This window comes from Gimesia aquarii, assembly GCF_007748195.1.
GTDB lineage: Bacteria > Planctomycetota > Planctomycetia > Planctomycetales > Planctomycetaceae > Gimesia > Gimesia aquarii.
The window spans coordinates 1,429,891-1,449,211 of sequence record NZ_CP037920.1; the positions used below are offsets into that span (position 1 = coordinate 1,429,891).

Here is a 19,321-nt window from a genome sequence, read left to right on the forward strand (position 1 = left end):
CGAGGTGTATTATGAAAGACTCACTGAAATCAAAAAGTCCTGATGAATTGGCAAAAATATGACTGAGGGCATACCTCTAACGTATTTTCTACTCAGATCTAACACAGTGGACGCGAAAATGTTTCGAAAAACTCATTAATATGGAATAATTTCTGGCAGATGAGTTTTAACACAATAGCTAATGGTTTCCCGATTTTGGTTTGGTTGTCATTTCATCTGACATTTTAAGAGGGCCTGGATTCAAAACAATTGACACAAAAAAACGCTCGCAGAAAATACTGCGAGCGAGTTCAATATAGATGATAGGAGTTTCAAGAGCTCCCCTTATTTAAAGGCAGTCACTCCAGGCATGGCCACGGGAGGCACGGGCAATGATCCCCATTCATAGCTGGCTGGAGTTAAATCTTCTGTGGAGTTCATCGCCATTTCCCAGGTAATGGTCTTACCGGTATAAGCGGCCATTCGCCCCATAATGGCAAGCATCGTACTCTTCGTCATGTACTCACCATTATTAATTGGTTTTCCTGAGCGAATGCTTTCGAAGAACTCATCATGTTCAACCTGATACATGTTTTTGCTTTTTCCTCGGAATTGCCAGGTTTTTTCACCTTTGGGGTTATAGATACGATGTTTAAACACATCGACGCGACCTTTGGTTCCAAAAACATGATCAGAAACATCAACGGCACAACCATCTTGTTGCCGGCAACGGCTAAATCCTTTTACTCCATTAGGATATTCATAAGCGATGGCAAAGTGATCGTAGATGTGGCCATAATCTTTTCCAGTTCGAGTCTGACGGCCACCAGTTCCACTACAGGAAATCGGGGTTTGATCTTTCATTGTCCAGGCCATTTTATCCAGACTATGAACGTGCTGTTCGTTATTAAAATCTCCTGAGAGCCACGTGAAATATAGCCAGTTTCTCAACTGCCATTCCATGTCACTCCATTCCGGTTCTCGCTTGAACATCCACAAGCCACGCGTGTTGTAACTACATTGGATGGCCATTACATCGCCAGCGGCACCATCATGGATTTGTTTAAATGTTTCACGCATTCCCTGGTGGTAGCGCCAGCAGAGACCAGACACGATAGAGAGATTTTTCTCCTTAGCCAATTTGCAGGTTTCCAAAATGGAACGAACACCAGGTGCGTCCACGGCAACCGGTTTTTCTGCAAAAACATGTTTGCCCGCTTCAATTGCCGCACGCATTTGCATTGGACGGAAATGAGGGGGCGTTGTTAACAGAACAACATCGACACAGTCAATCACTTTTTGATAGGCATCGAAACCAACAAATTTGTGATCTGCGTCGACTTGCACCTGTTTCGCCACAGGGTTCTTTTTTAAGTTTTTATGACTCTTATCAAGGTGATCATAAAACGCGTCGCCCATTGCCACTAGTTTTGCATTGGGGTCGGCTGAAAGTGCTTGTGCTGCTGCACCGGTTCCACGTCCTCCACATCCAATCAGGCCCACACGAATGACGTCTGTGCCTCCCGCAAACAAACCAGATTGCAGTGCGGTCGTTTGAGGTGTTCTGGCGAGAGCAGCGCTCGATAATGTGGACACAGCGGCAACTGCGGCTGAACCAGTTTTAATAAACTCACGTCGTGTTGTGTTTGAAGTCTGTGATCGATTGGGATTCATAAGGTAGTCCTGAGTAAATTAGCTTTGTTAGAAAACTTAGCCTTTCAAGATACCATAGGATCCCTACTATTTTCGAGGCAAAAAGGCGATTCAATTCAGGATTTTCAATGGAGATTTGAACATGTTCTCATCGGGATTCGTCGGGTTGGATGAGGGCATCGATATGCTGACGGCCAAAACGTTTTAGACTGGCGGCAGCCAGATTCACGTAATGCTGCCAGGTTGCCTTCAAGCGTTCTTGTTGTTGTTCTGTGAGCACTTTAATTTGTCGTGCGGGGTAGCCAGCCCAAAGTGTATTGGGGGGGACGTGGATTCCTTCACGTACCAGGGAGCCTGCCGCAATGAGAGCTCCTTTGCCAATGACACACCGGCTGAGGATGGTGGCGCCGATGGCAATCATGGCATCATCTTCAACGATTGAACCATGTACAATCGCTGAATGTCCTAATGTGACACGATTTCCCAGAATGCAGGGGTGTTCGTAATCTGTGTGCAATATAGAGCCATCTTGCACATTGGTCTCTTCCCCCACTTCAATGTATTCTAAATCGCCTCTTAGTACACATTGGTGCCAGACAGAACTGTGTGCTTTCAAACGAACTCTACCTGTCACTATGGCATCAGGGGCCACCCAGGCTGTCGAATCAACAATAGGCGTGCAATGTAAGGCACTCCAATCACAGTCTACTTCTGGGTATGGTACTTCAGGAGGGGCGGGTATTGAAGAAGCGATTTGAGGCCATTCAGGATCAGAATGCGAGTTATCCATTTGAATTACCCTCTTGCAAATTTTCATTCGATTGGGATGTTTCACCCATGGGGCTATTGGGAATAGACGGCCTCTTTTTTTCCATTAAAAAGAGACCACCAATAGTGAGTGCAGTACCACTTAATAGCCAGACGGTTAATTCTTCACCAAAGAAAATAACACCTGCAAAAGCAGCCATTGCTGTTTGAGAGGCATTCAATAAATTGACGCGCGTCACACTCAGGTATTTCATTGATGCACCGATTGCGAAGAAGGCAATCGCATTCATAATGCCTGCGATTAACATGACAAAATATTGCCAGGGTGTCGTCTCCCATAAAATTGAAAAACCGAGTCTATAAATGGCAACAGTCGTTAAACAAACTAAGCCGGTCGTGCTGATTAAAACCAGTGTTGCCGAAATGGAAAGTTCGCCTCTGACGGAACCACGAATGACAGTGCCACCAGCTCCATAAGCACAGCCTGAGAAACAGGCAACAAAGATGGTCAGCGCTACGGTGCTCATTGAATTCGTATGGTGTTCCATATGCTCGTAAACAGAAAGTTCTGCTTGATGGGCTCCCAGGCTGAGTAGCACGATGGCTGCAGTTAGTACCAACATAGATACAAGCATGCGGCGTGTAATTGCTTCTTCCAGAAAAATACGTCCTAATAAAGCACCTGTTGTGAGTAGCGTAGCAAAACACAGAGGTACAGAAAGTGCCAACCCACCCAGACTTAGCGACCACTGGAACATAACGTTGCCACCAAATTGCATTACCAGGCCAGTCAGGATTAGTGGGATGACGAGCCGACGAGGGGGTAGTGAGGGTAATCCTTGAAAATCACGATAAGCAACTATGACCCAACCTGCGATCGCCGCGGGAATGGATTTTAGTGCAGAGATCCAAATTGCCCAATCGGCATTGTTATCGACTGCAGCCTCTCGTAGAGCAATATTGGCTGCTGTGTAAGCAAGTGCTGATATCAGTCCGAACAGGGTCCCACGAACTCCAGGAGAGAGACCGCTCTCATGCTGGCTTTCAGAGTTGTGAGTCGGAGAGAGAACGCGCGTATTCGATGAAGTCCCTTTAATAGTCTTCATCCTCTTGTTCCAGCCGTTGTAACTCAATCAAACGAGGATCCAGGTCTTCTACGATTGCATACTTTCCTTCAGACCAACGGAACAGATCGACATCGCGGCATTTTTTGCTACAAAAAGGGAACGGAGACTGTTCATCACTGGCTTTAACTGTGACGACTTTTCGACATATGGGGCATGTTTGAGGTTGAATCATCGAAGCCTCAGACTGAAAGAGAAGCAATAGCAGGGTCTCATTCTCTTATAGATGAATCCGGGCAAAATTTCAAAGGTAATCAGGATTCAGATGAGGAACTCTTTTTAGTTGAGCCTGAATCTTTGCTGGTTTTGGATTCAGAACTCGCTGATTGAGCCTTACTGTCTGCCTCCGCTGCTTTTTTATAAGAACTGCTGCGGTAATCAGTTTGGTAAAATCCTGATCCCTTGAAAATGATACCGGCACCAGCACCAATGACTCGCTTTGCACGAAGTTTGCCGCACGCGGGGCATTTTCTCAGTGGTTTTGCAGTAATGGACTGAAACTCTTCCCATTTATGTTCACACTGGGAGCATTCATAGTCGTAGGTTGGCATCGATAAAATACCCTCGAAGTAAGATAATGAAAACGGATTTAACTTTCGGTAGGACCAGAGGAAACGATGACTTTGGTAGGGCGAACCACACGGTCGTTCAGAATGAAGCCCTGTTCAAGTTCCTGCATGACGGTCATCGGAGGATGTTCATCCGAGGGGAGTTGTTGTAGTGCTTCATGCAGATTGGGATCGAATGGTTTTCCTAATGCATCAATGGCTTTGACGTCATGTTGTGAAAAGATATCCACAATTTGTTTTGCCACCATTTCCACACCCTGTTTTAGTTCATCAACGTGGTCCGCGCTTTCTGCTGCGTCGATGGCTCGTTTGAGATTGTCCAATGCTGGCAATAAGCTCTGAATAAAAGGTGCGGCTGCATATTGGCGTGTTTGTGCTAATTCTTTCTGATAGCGTTTGCGGGTATTGTCCAACTCCGCTTGCGAACGTAAAAAGCGATCTTGTGCTTCATCTCGTTCCGCTAGTGCTGTTTGTAGTTGTTCTTCTATAGTCGGCGTTTCATCAACCGTTTCTTTTTCTGCCTCTTCTATGGGATTATCTTCGGGTTGATTCTGAATTCCTTCAGGCTGTTCCATTTCTGACATTCTTCCGACCTATTAACGCTCTTTAAATTAGATTTGTAACTGATTAAAAAGGATGATCCTGACACAACATTCGATCTTGTTTAATCTGAGTGTGTAAAGTATTCCTTTAGTTTATCAAAAAACGAATTTCGATTGGGACTACGATGCTGTGAAACTTCTGTATGTTCAATTTCAGCTAAATCACGCAGCAGTTCTTCTTCGCGTTCTGAAATTTTCTTGGGTACATCAATCTGGACTACGACATGCAAATCTCCTCGCCGACCACCATGAGGATTAGGCATGCCGAGACCTTTCAAACGAAAGACTTCACCCGGCTGAGTTCCCGATGGAATTTTTAAATCGTGTCGTCCTTCCAAAGTGGGAATTTCAATATTTGCACCGAGAACCGCTTGAGTATATGTTATGGGAACGTGACAACTCAGTTCTTGTTCTTGTCGTCGGAACAGAGGGTGTTCGTCAACGCCCACAACAACATAAAGATCACCGCGTGGTCCGCCATTGGCTCCCGGATTCCCTTCACCTCTCAGGCAAAGTTGCATTCCATTATCAATGCCTGCTGGTACTTTTACATCTAACGTCGTGTCACGAGCGACCCGGCCTTGCCCATGACAATCGGTGCACTTATCTGAAATGACGGTACCTACACCACGGCAGCGAGGACACGTTGTTTGTACTCGGAAAAAACCCTGTGATTGGACGACCTGCCCTGCTCCACCGCAGTAATCACAATCGTCTGGTTGTGTGCCTGGTTTGGCGCCAGAGCCATGACATGTTTCACACGTTTCCTGACGGGTGATGTTAATTTCCCGCTCACAGCCCGATGCAGCATCAAGTAAATCAATTTGGATGCTCGTTCGCAGGCTTTCGCCTTGTCGCGGACGATTTCCACCTCTTTGTGACGAACTTTTGAATCCGAACCCTTCAAAGAGGTCTCCAAACGCACTGAAGATATCTGAGACGTCATGAAACTGACTCCCTCCAGATCCAAAATCAGCATGGCCATAGCGGTCGTAGTGAGCGCGTTTTTTCTCATCCCCAAGGACCTCGAATGCTTCTGATGCTTCTTTAAAACGTTTTACTGCTTCTTCATCACCAGGGTTTCGGTCAGGATGGTTCTCTAACGCCAGCTTTTTGTACGCTTTTTTGATCTCAACGGTGGTCACTTCGCGCGATACATTGAGAACTTCATAATAATCGCGTTTCGATGCCATTTCTTACAACTCGTCGTTAAATGTTTTGAAATTTACCTGATCTCGAGAGGTTAAATTTCTGAAGCCAATGATTCTTCTAAAACTGAAAAAACGGGCCACCATTCTACGGCGGCCCGTCTGATATCACAAAGTCAATACTGAAATCAGTGAGATGATTTTCAGCAAAACATCGAAATTACCGAACACTTCCTTCGACATCAGCCAGTTTGTCGCCTTCAGTACTATCACTTCGAGTCACAAGTACTTGTGTGGTTAACATCAGGCCAGCGATCGAAGCAGCGTTTTTCAAGGCGTTTTTCACAACCTTAGCTGGATCAATAATTCCTGCTTTAAACATGTCAACATATTCGCCACTGTTAGCATTGTAACCTTTGGATCCGGTGAGCTGTTTCACTTCGTCAGCGACAACAGCACCATCAGTTCCACAGTTTTCAGCGATTTGACGAATCGGCCCTTCTAAAGCACGGGCCACAATGGCGATACCAATCTTTTCATCACCATTTTTGCCTTTGACATTTTCAATGGCTTCGATGGATCGTAGAAGTGCCACCCCACCACCGGGAAGAATTCCTTCTTCGACAGCAGCGCGAGTTGCGTGTAATGCATCTTCCATGCGGGCTTTGGTTTGCTTCATTTCAGTTTCGGTGGCAGCACCGACAGAAATAATAGCCACGCCACCGGTTAGTTTAGCAAGCCGTTCCTGGAACTTTTCACGATCATATTCGCTATCGGTTTTTTGCAGTTGTCCACGAATTTGGGCAACACGTGCCTGCAGTGTCTCATTCTCTCCCGCCCCTTCAATCAGGGTACATGAGTCTTTCGTGATTTCGATCTGCTTAGCTTGACCCAGCTGACTTAATTCGACTGATTCCAGTTTAATTCCGAGATCTTCCGAAATAACAGTACCGCCGGTGAGTACAGCAATATCTGCCAACATTGCTTTACGACGATCGCCAAAGCCGGGGGCTTTAACAGCAGCAACATTGAGGACACCCCGCAACTTATTGACAACTAATGCCGTCAGTGGCTCACCTTCAACATCTTCAGCAATAATCAGTAGAGGTTTGCCGGTTTGAGATACTTTTTCCAGAAGAGGAACTAAATCTCGCAATGCGGAGATTTTTGATTCATGAATCAAAATATAGCAATCTTCAAGAATCGTTTTCATGCCTTCTGTGTCAGTGACGAAGTAAGGAGAAATGTAACCCTTATCGAATTGCATCCCATCAGCAAAGTTCAGAGCGGTTTCATTTCCTTTACCTTCTTCTACGGTGATCACACCGTCACGGCCCACTTTCTCTACCGCGTCAGCGATGAGGTCTCCAATGACAGAATCATTATTCGCCGAGATCGCACCGACCTGAGCAATTTCTGACTTTTCCGTTACAGGTTTAGCGAGCTCTTCAATTGCCTCTACGGCAGCTTCAACTGCTTTGTCGATTCCACGGCGAACGATCATAGGATTCGCTCCCAGGGAGATACCTCGCAGACCTTCCTGATAGATGGAACGAGCTAAAACAGTCGCGGTTGTTGTGCCGTCTCCAGCGATATCACTGGTTTTAGAGGCGACTTCGTTGACCAGTTTAGCTCCCATATTTTCGAAAGGATCTTCGAGTTCGACTTCCTTACTGACTGTAACACCGTCTTTGGTCACCAAAGGGTTCCCAAAGCTTTTATCGATGATCACATTGCGTCCCGTCGGACCCATTGTGATTGCTACAGCGTCGCTAATGGTTTGCACGCCTTTTTTAAGCTTAGTACGTGCGCGATCTTCAAACAATAGTTGCTTTGCCACGCTTATAAACTCCTCTGTTTAACAGGAACGAACATGTGATCGGATTGCTCCGTTCTCCCCTGCGTAATTATGTGATTTGAATTAGATTTCCAGGATAGACAGCAATCGTTGTAGTGAATATCTGCCTGAGATTCCGAGAAATGTACGTTCCTTATTTCATGATTTTGGCAAGAATATCGCTTTCACGTAAAATCTTGACTTCTTTTCCGCTCACTTCGATATCAGTTCCACCATACTTGCCGTAGAGTACCTCGTCTCCTATTTCAACGGCAACGGGGCAACGTTCACCGCTTTCAAGAAGTCGTCCTGGACCAACGGCGACAACAGTACCGCTTTGTGGTTTTTCCTGAGCGGTATCAGGCAGAACAATTCCACCGGCAGTGGTTTCTTCCGCAACATTTGGTTCAATGACGAGACGGTCATCAAGGGGATTCAGTTCCATTGTGTTAACTCCCGATTATTCCAATTGATCTAGTTGTATTTATGAATCCAGGATCAGTTCCCGGATAAAAGTCACTTTGAGTTTTACAAAGAAAATTGAGCATAGGCCCAATGGTTATTTCGTAACAGATTACGAACGGTACTAGAAGCCTCCCATGCCTGGCATACCACCCATTCCGGGCATGCCTCCCATTCCTGGCATTCCGCCACCCATACCGCCCATGCCTCCCATTCCACCCATGTCGTGGTGGTCGTCATGGTGGTGATCGTCTTCTTCTTCTTTGGGTTCTTCAACAACGATGGAATCTGTTGTCATGAGCAAGGTAGCAACACTGGCTGCATTCTGTAATGAAGAGCGTACTACTTTTGCTGGATCAACCACACCAAAGTCGAACATATCGCCATAACGATCATTCAATGCGTCATACCCAAAGGAATTACTTTTATCTTTTTTCACGCGGTTCGAGACAACGGAGCCATCTAGACCTGCGTTTTCTGCAATCGCCCGTAAAGGCATTTCCAGAACTCTCTGGACTAAAGAAACTCCCAGAGCCTGATCACCAGACAATTTTAAATTATTGAGCGATTTGGTAGATCGTAGTAATGCAATTCCACCACCGGGAACAATACCTTCTTCGATGGCAGCACGGGTTGCAGAGAGTGCGTCATCAATCAGGTCTTTTCGCTCTTTCATTTCAGTTTCGGTTGCAGCACCGACGTTAATTTGTGCTACACCACCAGCCAGTTTTGCCAAACGTTCTTGGAGTTTTTCACGATCGTACTCGCTGTCTGTGACTTCAATTTCTGCTCGAATTTGGTCAGCACGGCCACTGACAGCAGCTTTATTTCCACCACCACTGACTATGGTTGTATTGTCGGTGTTGATATGAACCTTCTTGGCCTGACCAAGATCTTTCAGTTCGACAGCTTCCAGTTTGATACCAAGGTCCTTGAAAATGGCTTTGCCACCAGTCAAAACGGCAATATCTTCAAGCATAGCTTTGCGACGATCACCGTAGCCAGGAGCTTTTACAGCACAGACTTTAAGGATTCCTCGCAGCTTATTCACAACTAAAGTTGCTAATGCTTCACCTTCAATATCTTCTGCGATGATCAAAAGTGGTGAACCATCTTTGGAAACCTGCTCCAGCAATGGTACTAATGCTTGAGCAGAACTGATTTTTTCTTCGTAGATTAAGATACGAACTCGTTCCAGATCGCAGGTTTGATTGTCTTCATCAGTGACAAAGTGAGGTGAAAGGAAACCACGTTCAAACTGCATGCCTTCTACCAGGTCAACTTCTGTTGAGACACTGCGCCCTTCTTCTACAGTGATGACACCATCAGCTCCCACTTTCAGTAATGCGTCGGCCAGAATCTTTCCGATTGCCGGGTCATTGTTCCCCGCAATAGTGGCAACCGTTTGAATTGCCTTTTTATCTTTGCCTTTTACTTCTTTGGAAATCTTTTCAATCTGCTCAACCACGGCATCGACGGCTTTCTGAACACCGCGACTCAGTGCCATTGGATCTGCACCAGAAGCAATATACTTCAGACCTTCTCGGTAGATGGCTTCTGCCAAAACGGTGGCCGTTGTAGTGCCATCGCCGGCGACATCATTTGTTTTTGATGCAGCCTCTTTTACCAACTGAACTCCCATATTTTCAAATGGGTCTTCCAGTTCGATGTCTTCCGCTACAGTGACACCATCTTTGGTCACCTTGGGGGTTCCCCAGCCTTTGTCTAAGACAGCGTTACGTCCTCGCGGACCAAGCGTACTGCTCACTGCCTGCGATAATTTGGTGACGCCTGCCAATAAACTCTTTCTGGCCTCTTCGTCAAAGCTTAAAAGTTTTGCCACAGTCTCTCCTCAACCAGCAATAAATGGCCAATAAATTTGCCCATGATCACGATATCTCACACAAGAATTCTAAACCTATGTGCTAATCCCATGCAGATTAGCGTGTGAGTACGTTAGGTGTTACATAACAAAGTTGGCAGGATCATTCCTGGACCCCGACCATGCGAACCCCTAAATGCAATCATCATGCCAATTGAATTTAGGGGGCGTAAGAGTCTGTAATATAAGGGATTGCAAAGAGTAGATGATTCAAGAAGGAGCAATTGACTGCCAAGTTGGCAGCATTTCATTATCAGTTCCATTCAGATTGCAGCTTCGATGAGACTGTCGCCTTTTTGTCAAAAAGCGGGTATCAAAAATCGATCTTTCTGGAGCCATTCCTATCTATCAGATTGGCCTGCTCAATAAGCGGGCACTTAAGAGGCTCGGTGCCTGATCAGAATGCATGGCAAGTCCCCGAAAAATCAAGTTTCAGGAAATATTAATTTATTATGTAACGCTTTAAGTCTTTTTAGAAAAGGATGATATAGCGAGTAGCGCCTTCCGGAATATGCAATGAGGCACACTGTTTGCTTTTTAGCTTAAAAACCAAAAAGTGCTCAAATCAGTGATTGGTAATTAGGGGCCTAGATCAAATTTATTAATTCTTAAGACAGCAAGCGAAACAGCGATTGATTTAGACTCCGGGAAAGGTTTGCAACAAAAATGAATTGGAAAAATGCGCTCACGGGCTTATTGTCTAGCCTTGTCGTAGTGTTAGCATTCACACAACCGACGATGGCGTTTGATGAAGCTGAGTCGACTGAAACACCAGCAGTCGAAGTTACTGAGGAATCAGTAGAGGAAACGGAAGAAGCCCCCGCCCTGTCATTATCTGAGATCTATTACGCTCTCGACAACAGTATGTTGTTCTTGTGTGCGGTTCTGGTGCTCTTCATGCAGTCTGGCTTCGCGATGGTCGAATCCGGATTTAACTCTTCTAAAAATACAATCAATATTCTCTTTAAGAATCTCATGGATGTGTGTGCCGGTGTTCTTATTTATTACGCCATCGGATATGGATTAATGTATCCGGGTGACAATGGGAATGGATACTTCGGCTTTGGGCAATTTGGTATCGGTGAGGCAGGAGATGCTGGACCTGGCGTCTTGCATCCTCAAGTCGATTTCCTATTCCAGGTAGCCTTTGCGGCAACTGCAGCTACGATCGTCTCGGGGGCTGTCGCTGGTCGTATGAAATTCAGCTCATACCTCATCTATAGTATCGTGCTCACAGGGATTATTTATCCGATTAGTGGATACTGGAAATGGGGCGGTGGATGGTTAGATGCGAAAGGCTTTTATGATTTCGCCGGTTCAATTGTAGTACATGCAGTCGGTGGATTTGCCGGTTTAGCTGGAGCACTTGTATTAGGACCAAGAATTGGTCGTTTCAAGGATGGGAAATCCTCTCCTATTCCCGGTCATAACATTGCTCAAGCCACGTTGGGTGTATTTATTCTCTGGGTCGGTTGGTACGGATTTAACCCTGGTAGCCAATTGGCATTTGCGGGTACTGATAACACCAACGCTGTAATGTTGATCGCAACAAATACAACGCTCGCTGCAGCCACAGGTGGTGTCGCGGCGATGATCCTTGGCTGGCTCATGTATGGCAAACCCGATATTTCCATGGCTTTGAATGGAGTCTTAGCAGGATTAGTTGGAATTACAGCCAACTGTGATAGTGTGACCAATGTAGAGGCGATTGCCATAGGCGGCATTGCAGGAGTGTTAGTGGTTGGTGGTATTCTTGCTTTGGAAAAATTGAGAATTGACGACCCCGTCGGTGCGTTTCCCGTGCATGGTCTGTGTGGCATCTGGGGGGGAGTCGCCACAGGTATCTTTGGTGATTACGATCTGGGTGTGCAAATCCTGGGATCAATTGTAATTCCCGTCTATGCATTTTTCACAATGCTCGTTCTCTTCTTAATCTTGAAAGTCATCGGACAATTACGTGTATCCGAAGAAGACGAATTGAAGGGTCTGGACTTATCAGAGCACGGAATGCAGGCTTACCACTAAGCTATAAATCTGAAAGGACGGCAGAAACACTGGTGCTTTGCAGGAGGTACCATTAAGTGTGACTGACTGATGGCTTGAGAAATGACTTCTCTCGCCATCAGTTTTTTTATGCGCTTTGAGAAGCGCTTCGACAAAGAAATCGGAAGAATTCCTTGAGAACTTTGCTCCGCTTACTTACTGTGAGTAGTAACTCTTGTAGTAACGATCATTCAATGAGCCTGCATTCAGCCCAAGGAGCAATCAGATGGCAAAGTACGTTTTGGCCCTCGATCAGGGAACGACATCAAGCCGATCCATATTATTTAACCATCAAGGGCAAATCGAAGCGACTGCACAGCAAGAGTTTGAGCAGATTTTCCCCTCTCCCGGATTGGTAGAGCATAATCCGGAAGCGATTTGGGATTCACAATTGGCAACTGCTCAAAAAGTCATTCGACAATCTGGTGCTGATTTGTCTGAAATCGCTGCGATAGGTATTACGAATCAGCGAGAAACAATAGTGCTTTGGGACCGTGACACGGGCAAGCCTGTCTCAAACGCCATTGTCTGGCAGAGCCGTCTGACAGCAGGACGATGCGATCAACTCAAAGCAGAAGGTTACGAAAAATTATTTCGTGAGAAAACGGGACTTGTTCTCGATGCCTACTTTTCCGGAAGTAAAATCGAATATCTATTGAATGAAATCAGTGGACTGAGAGATCAAGCCAGAGCCGGTAAAATTCTCATGGGTACAATCGATACATTTCTGATATGGCGACTGACCGGGGGAAAGGTGCATGTTACCGATCCAAGCAATGCCAGCCGGACACTGTTATACAATATTCACACTCATGAATGGGATAATGAATTGCTGGATGTCTTTGATATCCCCCGTTGTATGTTGCCTGAAGTGAAAAGCTCCAGCGAAGTTTATGGAGAGACTGCTTCCGAGCTGTTTGGGGCACCGATCAAAATTGCCGGGATCGCCGGTGATCAACAGGCGGCGACGTTTGGTCAGGGCTGCTTTGAATCGGGCTCAGCGAAGAACACTTATGGGACAGGCTGTTTCATGCTGATGAATACCGGCGAACAGCCTGTGCTCTCTGATGCAGGTTTATTAACCACCATTGGTTGGAGCATCAATGGAAAAGTCACTTATTGTCTGGAAGGCTCTGTTTTTATTGCCGGAGCGGCCATTCAGTGGTTACGAGATGGGTTACAGATAATTAAGACAGCGCCTGAAGTAGAAGCGTTAGCGTCACAAGTCGAAGATTCCGGCGATGTCTTTTTTGTCCCGGCTTTTGTTGGCTTAGGCGCCCCGTATTGGAATCAAGATGCACGTGGGACTCTTATAGGTTTAACACGCGGATCGACGAAAGAACATGTTGCCCGCGCTGTTTTGGAATCTTTAGCATATCAAAGCTGTGATGTCTTACACGCGATGGAACAAGACTCAAACATTAAACTGAAAAGTCTTAAGGTCGATGGAGGAGCAGCCGCTAACAGTTTATTAATGCAGTTTCAGGCAGACATGCTGGACGTACCCGTTCAACGTCCGGTTGTACATGAAACAACGGCTTTAGGTGCCGCCTACCTGTCTGGACTCGCAGTTGGATTTTGGCAGGATCAGGCAGAAGTCACTAACAACTGGGCACTTGATGCAGAATATCAGCCATCCATGGAAGCAAGCAGGCGAGACCATCTGTATCAGCGGTGGCAAAAAGCGATTGAACGCTCGAAGGATTGGGTGTAAATTCTGCTCTCGATGTTACTTTTTTGAGACTGGAATACGATCTCGTTTTTTCCCGCTAGTTAGATAAAACAGAAATCGCCAGATCTAACTTAGGTATTGCTCGTAGGGAGTCTTGCCAGATTTTGGTCGGTACCAATAATTAATAAAATATCAGATTCCTGTATTTGATAGTCGGGGTGAGGCACACAGTCGGTTGTATACATTTTGCCTATTTTTTGTTCGACTTCTTCAGAATTACGTTTCCGGATTGCAACTACATTGACCGAGTATTTAGATCGCATCGAAAGTTCGACCAGGTTTTTACCCACAAATTCATTCGGAGTTAAAAGCTCAATCATGGTATACCCATCACCGACCTGGAGATAATCTTCCAGGTGAGGATTGGCTAATAACCGAGCGAGGTGAGTTCCCGCTTGCACTTCGGGTTGAATGACTTCTGTCGCGCCGATTTGAGAAAAAATTTCAGCATGAAATTTAGACTGTGCACGGCAAATGATCTTGGGAACTCCCATTTTTTTGACGATCACTGTGATGAGTAATGCAGCCTCAAAGTTTTCACCAATCGAAATCACGCAGGCATCGACTTTGTCAATCTCCTGGCTCTTTAAAGCTAATTCATCTGTTGCATTGAGACGGACTGCGATGGCGACATCGTCTTTTACTTCATTGACCAGTTTATCAGAATGATCTATGGCGATGACTTCCACACCACTGTTTCCCAGTCGTTTGGCCAGTTCTATTCCGAATCGTCCTAATCCAATTACTGCTACTTTTATCACAAGATCATTTCTCCCACCGAGTATTAGTGTGTGATTGCTTCAATATATACGGATCTTTGTCTAAGGGTGGATTAACCTAAATTCACACTTTCTTCAGGATAGCTATATCGATATGAGGGACCACGATTTGTCAGGGCTATCAACGCTGTCAGAGGACCAACTCTTCCAATAAACATCGTAAAGATGATGACCCAATGTGAGGGCGTCGTCAAATCAGCGGTAATCCCCGTGGAAACACCAACAGTAGCGAAGGCGCTGGTCGTTTCAAACAGGTGGTTCAGAAAAATGTCTTGTCTGTTTTCAAATAAAACGACTAACAGTGTTGACGACATCAGAACCAGAATGCCCAGTGAGATGATCGTTAAAGATCGGTTAATTAAAGCGCTGGGTATTGTTCGGCCCATGATTTCTACACGATCCCTACCCTTGAGAAGAGACCAGACTGAGAGTAGGGCCAGTGCAAAGACAACGGTTTTGACTCCTCCACCAGTTGATCCGGGAGAGGCACCAATAAACATGAGTAATACTGCAAACAGTTTAGACTGCGGCTGTAATTCTCCTAAGTCTACTGTGTTAAAACCAGCCGTTCTGAAAGAAACAGACTGGAACCATGCTGAGTTGAGCAATTCTCCAGAAGAAACTTCTTTTTGCATATGGATTGATTCAAGCAGGTAGATTCCGATAGTCCCACCTGCCAGTAAGAAGATGGTTGTTATGAAAACGAGTCGTGAAGAAATTGTAAGCCTTACTTTTTGAGTGGGGTGATTAAACAGTGGTTTTCGTACTGAAAAGTTTGAGAAATGAGTGATTCCATAAAGCATAAAGTTATAGTTAACAGCAAAGCCTAAACCACCAATGATGATTAATATTGGCATTACCCCCCAAACTTGCCAGTGGTGTCCCATGTTGAGTAGATTGTCATCCATCAAACTGAAACCAGCATTACAATAGCCACTGATCGAATGAAAAAGACTATGGTAAATACGATCTCCCCAGGGAAGTTCAGGCCAAAGACCTGACAGGAAAAATGCGCCTGTCAGTTCCGTAAAAATCGTAATTCCCAAAATTGCCAATACTAATCGTCTGACATCTCCTCTTTGATGCGATTCCAGCATCTCGCTGAATGTGACACTCTCACGAATTTGCATCGTGCGTCCAAAAGCGGCTGCAAAAAAGGCACCGAATGTTAAGATACCTAAACCACCAATTTGAAAGAGAAACATGATAATGGTATGTCCGGTTCTGCTCCAGTAGGAGCCCGTGGGAACAATAGTGAGTCCTGTGACACAACTGGCACTGGTGGATGTAAATAAGGCAACCAGAAAAGGGGCCGTTTCCGAATCTTTGTCAGTAAGGTCCTGAACTCGGGCTGAAGGAAACATCAGGAGGGTGGTTCCAATGGCAATCAGGATGAGAAACGAAGCGGCAACGATTAACGCTGGATTCCAACCTCGGGATGAAACACGACGAATTAATATGATCGTTTCATAGAGGCTCCTGAGGATAATGCAAAATTCTGAAACATCTAAAATCAATTCCAGTTGGTTAGGGATCAAATTGTGAAAAATGAGAATCGCCAGACTAGTGAGTAACCAAAAGCCGGAAATCAACAGGTAGATCAGATTTCGCTTAATAAACTCTTTTTTTGAGATATACCAAAAATAGCGTAGTGAGAGGCTGAATCCAAAATACAGCATTGCGAGAACAATAGTGCCACCTAGTTCCCAATGTACTATAGTGGTAATCTTCAGTAAGCCATGTAGAATAACAAGGGCGATCACCGCGATGATTAGCGCAAAGATTTCTATTCGTCGCAATACACGGCAGCGCCGCGGATGATGGGTTTGATATTGAAAGCGACTTGGAAGATGTGACAATGCCATTAGGATTTTTTAATCTGCAACAAAATTCAAAATTATGAAAACATGTTCAGAGCACTTGTAGCACTATAATGCAATTGAAACTGTGAGAAAATGGTACGCGATTTTATTTCCGAAAGTTTGACTCATGATCCGATTCATGGATATATTCCCTTTACTTCTAAAACAGGAATTCCTGATGATGAAGTCTCAGAACAGGAAATTATAGATCATCCCTGGGTTCAAAGGCTCAGGCACATTCATCAACTACAAACGGCGTGGTGGGTCTTCCCGTCTGCAGAGCATATGCGGTTTCAGCATGTATTGGGAGCGATGCATCTGGCTTCTGTTACAATAAATGCCTGGTATGATTCTCTGAATAGCGCATGCAGGAATGTTCCTTCGTTGCCCTATGTCGAAAGTCTGGTTCGACTGGCTGCTTTATTACATGATGTCGGTCATGGCCCCTTCGGACATTTTTTTGACGATCATTACCTGGATCAGTTTGAGCTGACCCATGAAGACATCGGTGCCTATATCATTGAAAACGAATTGGGTGATTTGATTCGAGGAATTCGTAGAAATCCCAATGGGCGCTTAAATCCTCTTGAAGAATTGGATCCTAAACAGATCGGTTGGCTCATTCGGCGACCCGCTGGAGATTCTGAAAGCGAAGATGGAAATCCAGATTGGCTTTGCAAACTGCGGGCAATGTTCAGCGGAATTTATACTGTCGATAATATGGACTTCGTTTTACGCGATGCTTATATGTCGGGGTATAACACGCGGGCAGTCGATGTATCACGATTGGTACACTATAGTTTTTTTACGTCAGAGGGTTTAACTATTCATGGTCGTGGGTTACCTGCGTTAGTCAATTTTATTGAAACCCGAGCCAACCTTTTCAGGACGATTTATTATCATCGCACTGTTCGCGCAGTCGACATCGCTTTGGAAGAGATTTTCCCTGAAACAATGGAGCACCTGTTCCATGGAAATCCTCTTGAAAAGTTGGATGAGTACTTGGGATTTACAGAATCATCTTTTCTTGTCGACGTTGGCAGGTTTCAGAAAAGTTCTGATCCGGATGTTCAAAGTTTAGGTAAACGTTGGCAGGGGATTCTTTCACGAAATGTCGAGTGGAAGATGGCCTGTGAACGATCGATCAATTTTCATTCCGGAACGGCCGTCCATACCTCAATTTATTCTGAGCCTGATCTGGTCGAAAAGCGGGTACGTGCCAAACTGCCTGCGGAGTTAAATCAGATTCCACTAAGAATTGATGTCGCCAAGCATTATCATCGTCCTAGTGGGAGATTACCTGCAGGAGGCCAAAATTTCCTCCTTGATCCGGGCACCGAGGAAACACAGGAGCTTAACGATGATGAATTATTTAGGGCGTTGCCGGTGAGCTTTCTGATATTCAGAGTTTATACTCAGGACCATCAACACGATTTTGAGATTACCAACGCCATGAATGCTGCATTAGGTGAGGTCTCTGATTCCAAGACTAACATGTAATGCCCGTTTTAAATAATCGCTTCATCCGCTACAAATTCACCGACCTGCACAAGACTTTTGCCTCCGTGAGTTGTCCTCCAATGAAAACATTGTGAGCCTTGATAGAGCTGAACAAGAATCGAGCTGAGTTCACGAAATGACATTTCGTTGGAATTGAGAATCTTGAGGGGTTTTTGCTGTTTTTCTCCCTAAGTGGGCCAGACTAAAGTCCTGTTATGTCGGTCGTGTCGACAGAGGAAAATCAACGCGACTGATTTTAAGCCAAAGTCGATAGAACAAATATGATCGACTTAGAATTAGAACAGATGATGGAAAATCCCGAGTGGTGTCTTGTACTGAACCATTACAGCCAGTTACAACGTCAGGCTAAGGAACAAAACCCTGAGTTTGATGGTTGGATTGGTCGCCAGAATAAAGTAGAAGGAGTTGTTTTGGAGCGACTCCCCCGTATTCATGGTAAGCTGATTGCCTTCGATTTACTAAAATTCCAGCTTTCCGGGCGAGATTCGGGAGTGTATTATCAAGTGACTCGTTTGGGAGAAAAAATGCTTCCCAGGCTGGAGAAACTGATTACTAGTGCAAGTAATCCTGAGAGCCCCGATTCAGATCTTACCTATGCAAAGTCGGCATAACTACTCTATTGAGTCTGTTGGCGTCCCTTGGAAAAATAAAACAGCCTCTATTGCTCGAGTCAATAGAGGCTGTTTAAGTTTGTTATAGCTCCTGACGGCTGTCACACAAAAAGCGTTACCCGTCAGAATCAGCTGAGCTTACGCTTTTTTAGGAGCGGGAGCTGGAGCTTTCTTTGGAGGAGCTGGTGCGTTTTCTGCTTTTGGAGCAGGGCTAGCAGGTGCAGCTGAACCTTCGCAGCTTGAGCAAGGTGAAGCGTTGCAGCACTTTGGTGCTGGAGCTGGGCAACACTTTGGTGCTGGTGCACAGCATGTTGGTGCTGGAGCTGGGCAGCATACTGGAGCTGGCTTGCAGCAACGAACGCGTTGTGGACGACAGCAACGAACGCGTTCTGGCTTACAGCAACGAACGCGCTGTGGTCGACAGCAACGAACGCGTTCTGGCTTACAGCAGCGTTCACGTCGTGGTTTACAGCAACGAACGCGTTCTGGCTTACAGCAGCGGTTTAGTAACCCAGCTTCTGTGTTTGATGTGCTGAAAGATGCAGCGAACAAAGTCAATGCAGCAATCATTGAGAGTGTGACAGCTTTTCGAATCATGGTGTACTCCTGAGATTCTTTAATTAAAAGTGGTTCCACTTCGCTGAAAAAAGCCACTTGCTCATTCTTCAGCGATGTCTCTAAGCCTACGTACTTAGAGAAAACAGGTCTGTTTTTCTAGTTTGGTAAGATTTGCCGGTTACAGCAAATAC

The 19,321-nt window shown here is 45.4% G+C and carries 17 protein-coding genes; 5 read left to right on the top strand and 12 right to left on the bottom strand.

Going from position 1 to position 19,321, the window contains the following annotated elements; translation table 11 throughout:
• Positions 1-324: 324 nt before the first annotated feature.
• The 10 genes from V144x_RS05905 to groL (V144x_RS05950) form a co-directional block, all read right to left on the bottom strand.
• A complete protein-coding gene (locus V144x_RS05905) occupies positions 325-1,653 on the bottom strand; it encodes a Gfo/Idh/MocA family protein (protein ID WP_144982798.1) in 1,329 nt (442 codons plus the stop codon).
• Positions 1,654-1,780: 127 nt separating this feature from the next.
• Positions 1,781-2,422 carry a gamma carbonic anhydrase family protein gene (locus V144x_RS05910; protein ID WP_144982801.1) on the bottom strand — a complete coding sequence of 214 codons (642 nt, stop codon included), beginning with the start codon at positions 2,420-2,422 and terminating at the stop codon, positions 1,781-1,783.
• The gene (locus V144x_RS05915) at positions 2,415-3,506 is read right to left on the bottom strand and encodes a DMT family transporter (protein ID WP_144982804.1); all 1,092 of its coding nucleotides are present in this window, start codon (positions 3,504-3,506) and stop codon (positions 2,415-2,417) included. The genes V144x_RS05910 and V144x_RS05915 overlap by 8 nt, the downstream gene beginning before the upstream one ends.
• Positions 3,493-3,699: a DNA gyrase inhibitor YacG gene (locus V144x_RS05920; protein ID WP_144982807.1), complete on the bottom strand. Its 207-nt coding sequence runs from the start codon at positions 3,697-3,699 to the stop codon at positions 3,493-3,495. Before V144x_RS05920 ends, V144x_RS05915 begins: the two co-directional genes overlap by 14 nt.
• Positions 3,700-3,778: 79 nt before the next feature.
• Entirely contained in the window at positions 3,779-4,075 is a 297-nt protein-coding gene (locus V144x_RS05925; RefSeq protein WP_144982810.1) for an FmdB family zinc ribbon protein, read from the bottom strand.
• A 38-nt stretch (positions 4,076-4,113) separates the two neighbouring features.
• Positions 4,114-4,668, bottom strand: a complete 555-nt coding sequence (gene grpE / locus V144x_RS05930; protein ID WP_144982813.1) for a nucleotide exchange factor GrpE — start codon at positions 4,666-4,668, stop codon at positions 4,114-4,116.
• An 89-nt stretch (positions 4,669-4,757) separates the two neighbouring features.
• Positions 4,758-5,888 carry a molecular chaperone DnaJ gene (gene dnaJ / locus V144x_RS05935; RefSeq protein ID WP_144982816.1) on the bottom strand — a complete coding sequence of 377 codons (1,131 nt, stop codon included), beginning with the start codon at positions 5,886-5,888 and terminating at the stop codon, positions 4,758-4,760.
• A 175-nt stretch (positions 5,889-6,063) separates the two neighbouring features.
• A complete protein-coding gene (gene groL, locus V144x_RS05940; protein WP_144982820.1) occupies positions 6,064-7,683 on the bottom strand; it encodes a chaperonin GroEL in 1,620 nt (539 codons plus the stop codon).
• Positions 7,684-7,834: 151 nt separating this feature from the next.
• Positions 7,835-8,125: a co-chaperone GroES gene (locus tag V144x_RS05945; protein WP_144982823.1), complete on the bottom strand. Its 291-nt coding sequence runs from the start codon at positions 8,123-8,125 to the stop codon at positions 7,835-7,837.
• Between the two features lie 141 nt (positions 8,126-8,266).
• Positions 8,267-9,985 carry a chaperonin GroEL gene (groL, locus tag V144x_RS05950; protein ID WP_144982827.1) on the bottom strand — a complete coding sequence of 573 codons (1,719 nt, stop codon included), beginning with the start codon at positions 9,983-9,985 and terminating at the stop codon, positions 8,267-8,269.
• A 705-nt stretch (positions 9,986-10,690) separates the two neighbouring features.
• On the opposite strand from groL (V144x_RS05950), the gene V144x_RS05955 reads away from it, so the two are divergent.
• On the top strand, positions 10,691-12,049 hold the full coding sequence (locus tag V144x_RS05955) for an ammonium transporter (protein ID WP_144982830.1): 1,359 nt from the start codon (positions 10,691-10,693) through the stop codon (positions 12,047-12,049).
• Positions 12,050-12,293: 244 nt separating this feature from the next.
• Entirely contained in the window at positions 12,294-13,781 is a 1,488-nt protein-coding gene (gene glpK, locus V144x_RS05960; protein ID WP_144982833.1) for a glycerol kinase GlpK, read from the top strand.
• An 89-nt stretch (positions 13,782-13,870) separates the two neighbouring features.
• Here the strand turns inward: glpK and V144x_RS05965 are convergent, their stop codons facing one another.
• Positions 13,871-14,560 carry a potassium channel family protein gene (locus tag V144x_RS05965; protein WP_144982836.1) on the bottom strand — a complete coding sequence of 230 codons (690 nt, stop codon included), beginning with the start codon at positions 14,558-14,560 and terminating at the stop codon, positions 13,871-13,873.
• Between the two features lie 71 nt (positions 14,561-14,631).
• On the bottom strand, positions 14,632-16,443 hold the full coding sequence (locus V144x_RS05970) for a TrkH family potassium uptake protein (protein WP_144982839.1): 1,812 nt from the start codon (positions 16,441-16,443) through the stop codon (positions 14,632-14,634).
• Positions 16,444-16,533: 90 nt separating this feature from the next.
• Here V144x_RS05970 and V144x_RS05975 point away from each other — a divergent pair, with 90 nt between their 5' ends.
• The 3 genes from V144x_RS05975 (at position 16,534) to V144x_RS05985 (ending at position 19,182) form a co-directional block, all read left to right on the top strand.
• On the top strand, positions 16,534-17,940 hold the full coding sequence (locus tag V144x_RS05975) for an HD domain-containing protein (protein WP_144982842.1): 1,407 nt from the start codon (positions 16,534-16,536) through the stop codon (positions 17,938-17,940).
• Between the two features lie 281 nt (positions 17,941-18,221).
• Positions 18,222-18,572, top strand: coding sequence for a hypothetical protein (locus tag V144x_RS05980; RefSeq protein ID WP_144982845.1), 351 nt, complete (start codon positions 18,222-18,224; stop codon positions 18,570-18,572).
• Positions 18,573-18,828: 256 nt separating this feature from the next.
• The gene (locus V144x_RS05985; RefSeq protein WP_144982847.1) at positions 18,829-19,182 is read left to right on the top strand and encodes a hypothetical protein; all 354 of its coding nucleotides are present in this window, start codon (positions 18,829-18,831) and stop codon (positions 19,180-19,182) included.
• Positions 19,183-19,321 lie beyond the last annotated feature (139 nt).